This window comes from Lentzea indica, from assembly GCF_012184385.1.
In the GTDB taxonomy this organism is placed as follows: Bacteria; Actinomycetota; Actinomycetes; order Mycobacteriales; family Pseudonocardiaceae; genus Lentzea; species Lentzea indica.
Map to the genome: position 1 here is coordinate 1 of NZ_VSRL01000377.1, position 6,560 is coordinate 6,560.

The window sequence follows — 6,560 nt, forward strand, 5'->3', positions numbered from 1 at the left end:
CACACGCCGTACGCGGCGGGGGACAGGCCGGTGAACGGGTGCAGCGCCGGCAGGCTGAACATCGCCACGGTGCCGAAGAGGGTGACCAGCCCGAGCGCCCTGGCGACGTCCTGCTCGTCCTGTTCGCGCACGCCGTTCATCGCGGCGACGGCCGACGCGCCGCAGATCGAGAACCCGGTGGCGATCAGCAACGACAGGCCGTCGTTCACCCCGAGCATCCTGCCGAGCCACCGGGTCGCGACGAACGTGACCACCACGGCGGCGACCGCCACCGCCAGCACCCCGTAACCGAGTGCCAGCACGTCCCTGACGACCAGTTTCAACCCGAGCAGCACGATGCCGAGGCGCAGCAGGCGGCGTCCGGCGAACTTCATGCCGGGACCGAGCGACGGCGCGAGGGGAACGACGTTGGCCACGACGGCGCCGAGCAGCACCGCCGCGGTCAGCGCGCTGACCGAGGGCAGCAGCCAGGAGACGACCATCGCGACGGTGACACCGCCCGCGACCAGGGTCAGGCCGGGTACCGGTGAGTCGGTCGCGCGCGGCGTGGTCCTGATGCTCCCCATGACAGCAACCATGACCCTGGCGACCTATGCGCAGAAGAGGGCCATTCCTTGGGGAGGCATAAGGCCCCGTTATATGTCTGCGGTCGATGCCCTCTCGGCGGAGGTGATCAAGGCGTCCACGGTGGCGCGCACGATAGGCAGGTTGATCAGGTCGGGCCAGGTGTAGAGGGCGGTCTGCCGGTGCGCGCAGGACTCCACGTCGACCGTGGTCAGGCCGGGGTGCCGCAGGAAGGACAGGACCAGCCTCGGCACCAGAGCGATGCCCAGCCCGGCGCTGACGAGACTTTGGATGGCCAGGTTGTCGTCGGTGGAACAGGTGATGTCGGGGGTGAACCCGGCCTCGGCGCAGGCCTGGTCGAGGGCGTGCCGGCAGCGGGGGCACCCCGCGATCCAGCGCTCCTGCTCGGTCTCGGACAGCGACACGCGCCCGCGGCCCGCGAGCCGGTGGCCGGTCGGCACGAGCAACGCGAGCGGTTCCCGCAGCAGCGGCACCCGCAGCATGCCGGTGACGGCGGCCTCGTCCTGCGGCTCACCCTCGTAGCTGAAGCTGATCAGCAGATCGACAGCACCGCGCCTGAGCAGGGCGAACGAGCCGGGTGGCTCCTCCTCGACCAGTTCGAGCCGCAGGTGAGGGCGTTCCTCGGCCAGGATGGCTGCCGCGGCCGGCACCAGCGAGACGGTGGCGCTGGGAAACGCGCAGATGCGGATGGTGCCGATGTCGTGCGTCGCGATCGCGCTGATCTGCTGGTGGGTCGCCGCCAGCTCGTCCAGCAACGCCGTGCCGCGTTCGGCGAGGATGCGGCCGGCCTCGGTGAGGTTGAGGCCACGGCCGGTGCGCACGAACAGCGGACCACCCACGTGCCGTTCCAGCGCGCGCATCTGCTGGCTGATCGCCGGCTGGGTGCAGTGCAGCTCCCGTGCCGCCGCGCTGAACGACCCGGTTCTGGCGACGGTCGCGAACACCTCTAGCTGGCGGGTATCGAGCACTTTCGCACCATATGCCTGATCGGCGCCCGGTTCGGGCGGCCGATCAGGTGTCACTCCTAGAAGGTCAGCTTCCAGGAGTTGATGTGGCCGGTGTCGACGCGGGCGACGTCCTGCACCTGCAGCTTCCAGGTGCCGTTCGCGACCTCGCTCGACGCGTTGACCGTGTAGGTCTCCACGACGTTGTCGGCGGAGTCGCCGTTGGAGGCCTTCAGCCGGTACGCCGTGCCGTCCGGGGCGATCAGGTCGATGACCAGGTCACCGCGGTAGGTGTGCACGATGTTGACGTCGACCTTGAGCGTGGCCGGGGCGTTGCCCGTGACGCCGGAGACCGTGATCGGGCTGGTCACCGCCGCACCGGCGTCGGGGATGGCGACGTCGGCGGTGTTCTCGAACGACTTGCCGGGAGGCGTGCCGGTGTCGACCGCGGCCAGCGCGTCGACGCGGCCCTCGCCGAAGAAGTTGTTCTTCGCCGTGGTGCCGCTGCACCGGCTGTCGGTGCAGCTCAGGTCGTCCGCCTGGGTCGCCAGCAGCCCGCGGAGCTGAGCGGGAGTGGCCGTGGGGTTGGCCGACTTCAGCAGCGCCGCCACGCCCGCGACGTGCGGGGAGGCCATCGACGTGCCCGACTTGGAGCCGTAACGGCCGCCGGGGACCGTGGAGTAGACGCTGTCACCCGGCGCCGCGACGTGGATCTTCTCGGTGCCGTAGTTGGAGAACGACGACTTGCCGTTCGTCGAGGTGATCGACGCGACGCTGACGACGCCGGAGACCTCGGTCGGCACGCTCAGGCACACGTTGGTGACGTTGCGCTGCACGGCGGTGGAGTCGTTCGGGCTGGTCGAGTCGCGGGTCTTGCTCGCGAGGTTGTAGTTCTCGTTGCCCGCCGCGGCCACGTTCAGCACGCCCTTGCCCTCGGCGTACGCAACCGCTCGCTTCACGCCCTCGAGGATCGCGTCCTGGTCGGCGTTGTCCGGGCAGTTGAACAGCCACGGGTCGGTGTAATAGCTGTTGTTGGTCACCTCGAAGCCGCGGTCACCGGAGAAGACCATGGCGCAGATCGTGTTCTCCGGGAAGAACAACCCGCTCGGCTTCTCCGCGATGCGCACGGAGGCGATCTTCACGCCGGGCGCGACACCGACCATGCCGCGGCCGTTCTTGGCCGCCGCAATCGTCCCGGCAACGTGCGTGCCGTGGGTGTCGGTGTCACGCCACGAACCGGCGCGCGTGTCGAGCTTGCCGTAGGCGCAGGACGCGGAGTTGGCCGAGTCGAAGTTCGCTTTGAGGTCGTCGTGCAGGTCGTCGACCCCGGTGTCGAGCACACCGACCGTCACGGTCGCCGAGCCCTGGTTGACCGCCCACGCCTTGTCGGCGCCGATCTGGGTCATGTCCGTGCGCAGCGGTTCGGTCGTCGCCGGCGCCGCCTGCGAGGGTGCGGTGGGGACCGGCGGGTTGGCCGCCTCGGTGGGCACGTCCGACGTGCGGGTGGCGCCGACCTTCTGCACGCCGGAGACCGCACGCATGCGGCTCGCGAAGTCAGCGGCGCCGGAGTGGGCGACGATGACGCCGATCGCGTCGTAGCTCGTCCACACCGTGCCGTCGTTGCTGCCCACCGCCGTCTTGGCGCCCGCGGTGTCGCCGGGCGCGGTGATGACCAGGTAGGCGCGCGTACCTGCGGCAGGTGCCGCGGCGGCGGGGGTCGCCGCCGTCAGAACACCGGCGCCCACGGCCGCGGCGATGACCGCGGTGCGCAGGCGTGATCGTGAACCCAGGAACACGATTCCTCCAACTCCCTAGCGGGCGATGCCCGCGCACATCGCGCGGGTGCAGGGGCCCGTTCAAGCCGTTAGAGGAGGTCGGAGGGCATTCGGGACGCGCGGTTCCAGAAATGCTCCGTTCGGTTCAGGCCGAACGTCGCACGTCAGGCGTCGGGTCGCGTGATCAGCCCGACGAAGTGGTTCATGTCCGCCTGCACGCACGCTTCGTCGGCGTGTTTGCCGGTGCAGCCCGGCGCCCACCCGCTGCCGTCGCCGTAGTCGGAGAAGTGGAACGGGATGCCCGCGGCGGTGAGGTTCGCGGCCGTCGCCAGCGCGGTTTCCCTGGCTCGGTTCTCGAGCACCGCCTGGGCCGGGTTGACGGTCAGGTCGCCGCCGTTGCCGGTGTACAGGGCGACGCCCATGCCGCGCAGCGATCCGACGTGCTGGGCAGGGCTCTGGGCGTTCCAGACGCCGTCGAACGGCCAGATCGGCGGCCCGAAGATCGCGTCGACGCCCACGGTGGGCGAACCGGAACCGGGGTTGACCTCGGTCGCGACCACGGCGGCACGGACCTCGGAGTTCCGCAGGTCGAGGCCGCCGGAGAAGCTGCCGACATAGCTGAAGAGGTCAGGGCGGTGCTCGGCGTAGTGCAGCGCGCCGAAGCCGCCCATCGAGTGCCCGACGATCGCGCGACCGGTCTTGCTCGCGATCGTGCGCAGGTTGGCGTCCACGAACGGGATCACCTGCTCCAGGTGGAACGTCTCCCAGTTCTGCGGGCCGGCGGCACCGGGGTTGACCCAGTTCGAGTACCAGCCGCGGCCACTGCCGTTGGGCTGCACGGTGATCAGCGGGACGCCGCTCGTCGCCTTCTCGACGACGCGCTGGTTCCACAGCGCGTCCGGCCGGTCGGGGTGACCGTGCAGGTAGTACTGCACCGGGTAGCGAGCGGCGGTCCGGTCATAGTCGTCGGGCAGGGTGACGACGATCGCGTGCCTGCCCGGTTCCTGGCCTTCGAGCAGGGTCGGCGTCGGCACCTGGTTCGTGGAGACGCTGAAGACGAACGTCCGGCGGGTCTCGTCGACCCACTTCGGCTGGCTCGTCACCACCAGTCCGAATCCGTCGGCGAACTGCGGGGGCGCGGGCTCGGCGGCACTCGCGGCGGGGCTGGACAACGCCACGACGGTGATCGCCGTGGCCAGGAGGCGGGGAACTGACATGGCCTTGATCATGGCGTTCGCACCGGCCGGGGAACAGGCCATTGACCGGCCATTGGTGGCCTGACTAGCCAGGAAGGTGCTCGGACAGCTCGCGCAACGCGGCGGTCGCCCGATCCAGCAGCTCGGCGGGGACCGCGGACAGCACCTCGTCGTGGGCCTTGCTGTTCGCGATCACGACCTCCTCGGCGAGCGACGTGCCGCTCGGCGTGAGGCGCACGTAGGTGCTGCGGCCGTCGGTCTGGTCCGGTTCGCGCTCGACGAGGCCTCGGCTCACCAGGCGGTTCACCACGTTGCTCGTGCCGCCGGTCGACAGCAGCAGCGACCGGCTGAGCTCGTTCGCCTTGAGCCGGTAGGGCTTTCCGCTGCGGCGCAACGCGGCCAGCACGTCGAAGTCGGCGCCGGTCAGGTCGAACCTGGTCACCGTGGCGCGGGTGGCCTCGCCGAGCAGCCCCGACAGCACCATCACGCGCTTGCCGAGCTCCGAGCTGGCGACGAGGGCCTCCGGGAGCTCCGTTCGCCACATGCCCAGCAGTTCTTCCACGCGATCCGTCACAGGTCAGAGCCTATTGCACACCGTGATAGCTTTTAAGAAAGCTTTTGAGTGAGGGGGATCTGATGGACTTCGTGCTGCGCAACGCACTGGTGATCGACACCGACCCGGTCGTGGCCCTGCCCGGCACCGACGTGCTCGTCTCGGACGGCCGCATCGCCGCGGTGGGCACGAACCTGGTGGCCGCGAACGTGATCGACTGCACGGACCGGATCGTGCTGCCGGGCTTCGTCGACACGCATCGGCACCTGTGGCAGATGCTGCTGCGGTCGTTCTGCGCCGACATGTCGCTCGGCGAGTACCTGGAGAAGATGCTGCGACCTGTCCAGGCGGTGCTCACGCCCGCGGAGCTCAGTCTCGGCACCCTCGCCGGTGCGCTGGAGTGCCTGGCTTCCGGGATCACGACGGTGCAGGACTTCTCGTTCGCACCGACGTTCGGCCACGCCGAGGCCGCTGTGCAGGGGCTGCGCGAGTCCGGCGTCCGGGCGATGTTCGGCTACGGGCAGCCGGTGTTCGGGCCGGCCTGCTCGGAGGAGGACGTGCGCCGTGGTGCCGGGCTGGGCGGCGGGTTGGTCGACATCGCGCTGGCGCCGCTCGGACCGTCCTTTTCGGACATCAGCGTGGTGGAGGAGGACTGGCGGCTCGCCCGGTCGCTCGGTTTGCGCGTGGTCACGCACATCGCCGGTCAGGAGAAGCCGATCTCGGCACTGCGCGACCGCGGCCTGCTCGACGGGAACACGACGTTCGTGCACGGCAACGCGCTCGCTGACGACGAGCTGAAGCTGATCGCCGAGGCCGGTGCGGGCGTGTCGATCGCACCCGCGTTGGAGGCCGGCATGGGGCACGGCTCGCCGATGGTGCGGCGCACCCGCGCGTTGGGCGTGCCCACCGGGCTCGGCGTGGACTCGGTGACGGCCGTGGCGGGGGACATGTTCTCGCTCATGCGCGCCACCCTGCTGTCGGCGCACCTGAGCGAGGGCGTGCACGTCACTCCCGCCGACGTGCTGCGCATGGCGACCGTCGAGGGTGCCGCGGCGATCGGCATGGCGGACCGGATCGGGTCGCTCGGCGTGGGCAAGCACGCGGACCTGGTGGTGCTGCGGGCATCCGACCTCAATCTCGTTGGTAACCAAGATCCGATTGCCGCGGTGGTCACGGCGGCCCACCCCGGCAACGTCGAGCGAGTGTTCGTGGGCGGTGTGGAGACGGAGAAGCACGACGTGGCGGGGATGGTGCGAACGACGGCGGCGCACCTGGCGAGCGTTGTCTAGTGGCGTGACGCGGCGGCGCGGGTGACCGGACCCAGTTCCGCGGCGAAGAGGCGCATCAGGCCGGGCAACCGGTAGGTGTCACCGTCACCCCACTCGGCGAGACCGAGGTCGACCAGCTGGTCCAGAGCGGCTTCGGTCTCCAGCAGGCCGGCGCCCAGTGCGGTGGAGGCGGTCGTGGCGTCGCACACCTCGTACCGGCCGAGGAGCCGGAACGCGGC

7 protein-coding genes are annotated in these 6,560 nt (G+C 70.2%); 1 reads left to right on the forward strand and 6 read right to left on the reverse strand.

The annotated features are described in order from the left end of the window. The 5 genes from FXN61_RS46230 to FXN61_RS46250 all read right to left on the reverse strand — a co-directional run. Positions 1–566, reverse strand: a 566-nt coding sequence (locus FXN61_RS46230; protein WP_223165873.1) for a YeiH family protein, incomplete at its 3' end; no start/stop codon positions are given. A 69-nt stretch (positions 567–635) separates the two neighbouring features. Further along, positions 636–1,553, reverse strand: a complete 918-nt coding sequence (locus tag FXN61_RS46235; RefSeq protein WP_223165874.1) for a LysR family transcriptional regulator — start codon at positions 1,551–1,553, stop codon at positions 636–638. 56 nt (positions 1,554–1,609) lie between these two features. After that, on the reverse strand, positions 1,610–3,325 hold the full coding sequence (locus tag FXN61_RS46240) for a S8 family peptidase (protein ID WP_312878529.1): 1,716 nt from the start codon (positions 3,323–3,325) through the stop codon (positions 1,610–1,612). A gap of 143 nt (positions 3,326–3,468) precedes the next feature. Then, on the reverse strand, positions 3,469–4,521 hold the full coding sequence (locus tag FXN61_RS46245) for an alpha/beta hydrolase (RefSeq protein WP_246293112.1): 1,053 nt from the start codon (positions 4,519–4,521) through the stop codon (positions 3,469–3,471). Between the two features lie 64 nt (positions 4,522–4,585). Beyond that, entirely contained in the window at positions 4,586–5,074 is a 489-nt protein-coding gene (locus FXN61_RS46250; protein ID WP_223165875.1) for a MarR family winged helix-turn-helix transcriptional regulator, read from the reverse strand. Between the two features lie 62 nt (positions 5,075–5,136). Here FXN61_RS46250 and FXN61_RS46255 point away from each other — a divergent pair, with 62 nt between their 5' ends. Beyond that, complete coding sequence (locus FXN61_RS46255) at positions 5,137–6,342, forward strand: amidohydrolase family protein (protein WP_167980159.1); 1,206 nt, start codon at positions 5,137–5,139, stop codon at positions 6,340–6,342. Here FXN61_RS46255 and FXN61_RS46260 read toward each other — a convergent pair. Beyond that, positions 6,339–6,560: hypothetical protein (locus tag FXN61_RS46260; protein ID WP_223165876.1), on the reverse strand; the 222-nt coding region annotated here is incomplete at its 5' end. The genes FXN61_RS46255 and FXN61_RS46260 overlap by 4 nt on opposite strands.

Coding starts and splice junctions, on each gene's coding strand:
- FXN61_RS46245 (WP_246293112.1), bottom strand. CDS start 4,521: ATGTCAGTTCCCCGCCTCCTGGCCACGGCGATCACCGTCGTGGCGTTG.
- FXN61_RS46255 (WP_167980159.1), top strand. CDS start 5,137: ATGGACTTCGTGCTGCGCAACGCACTGGTGATCGACACCGACCCGGTC.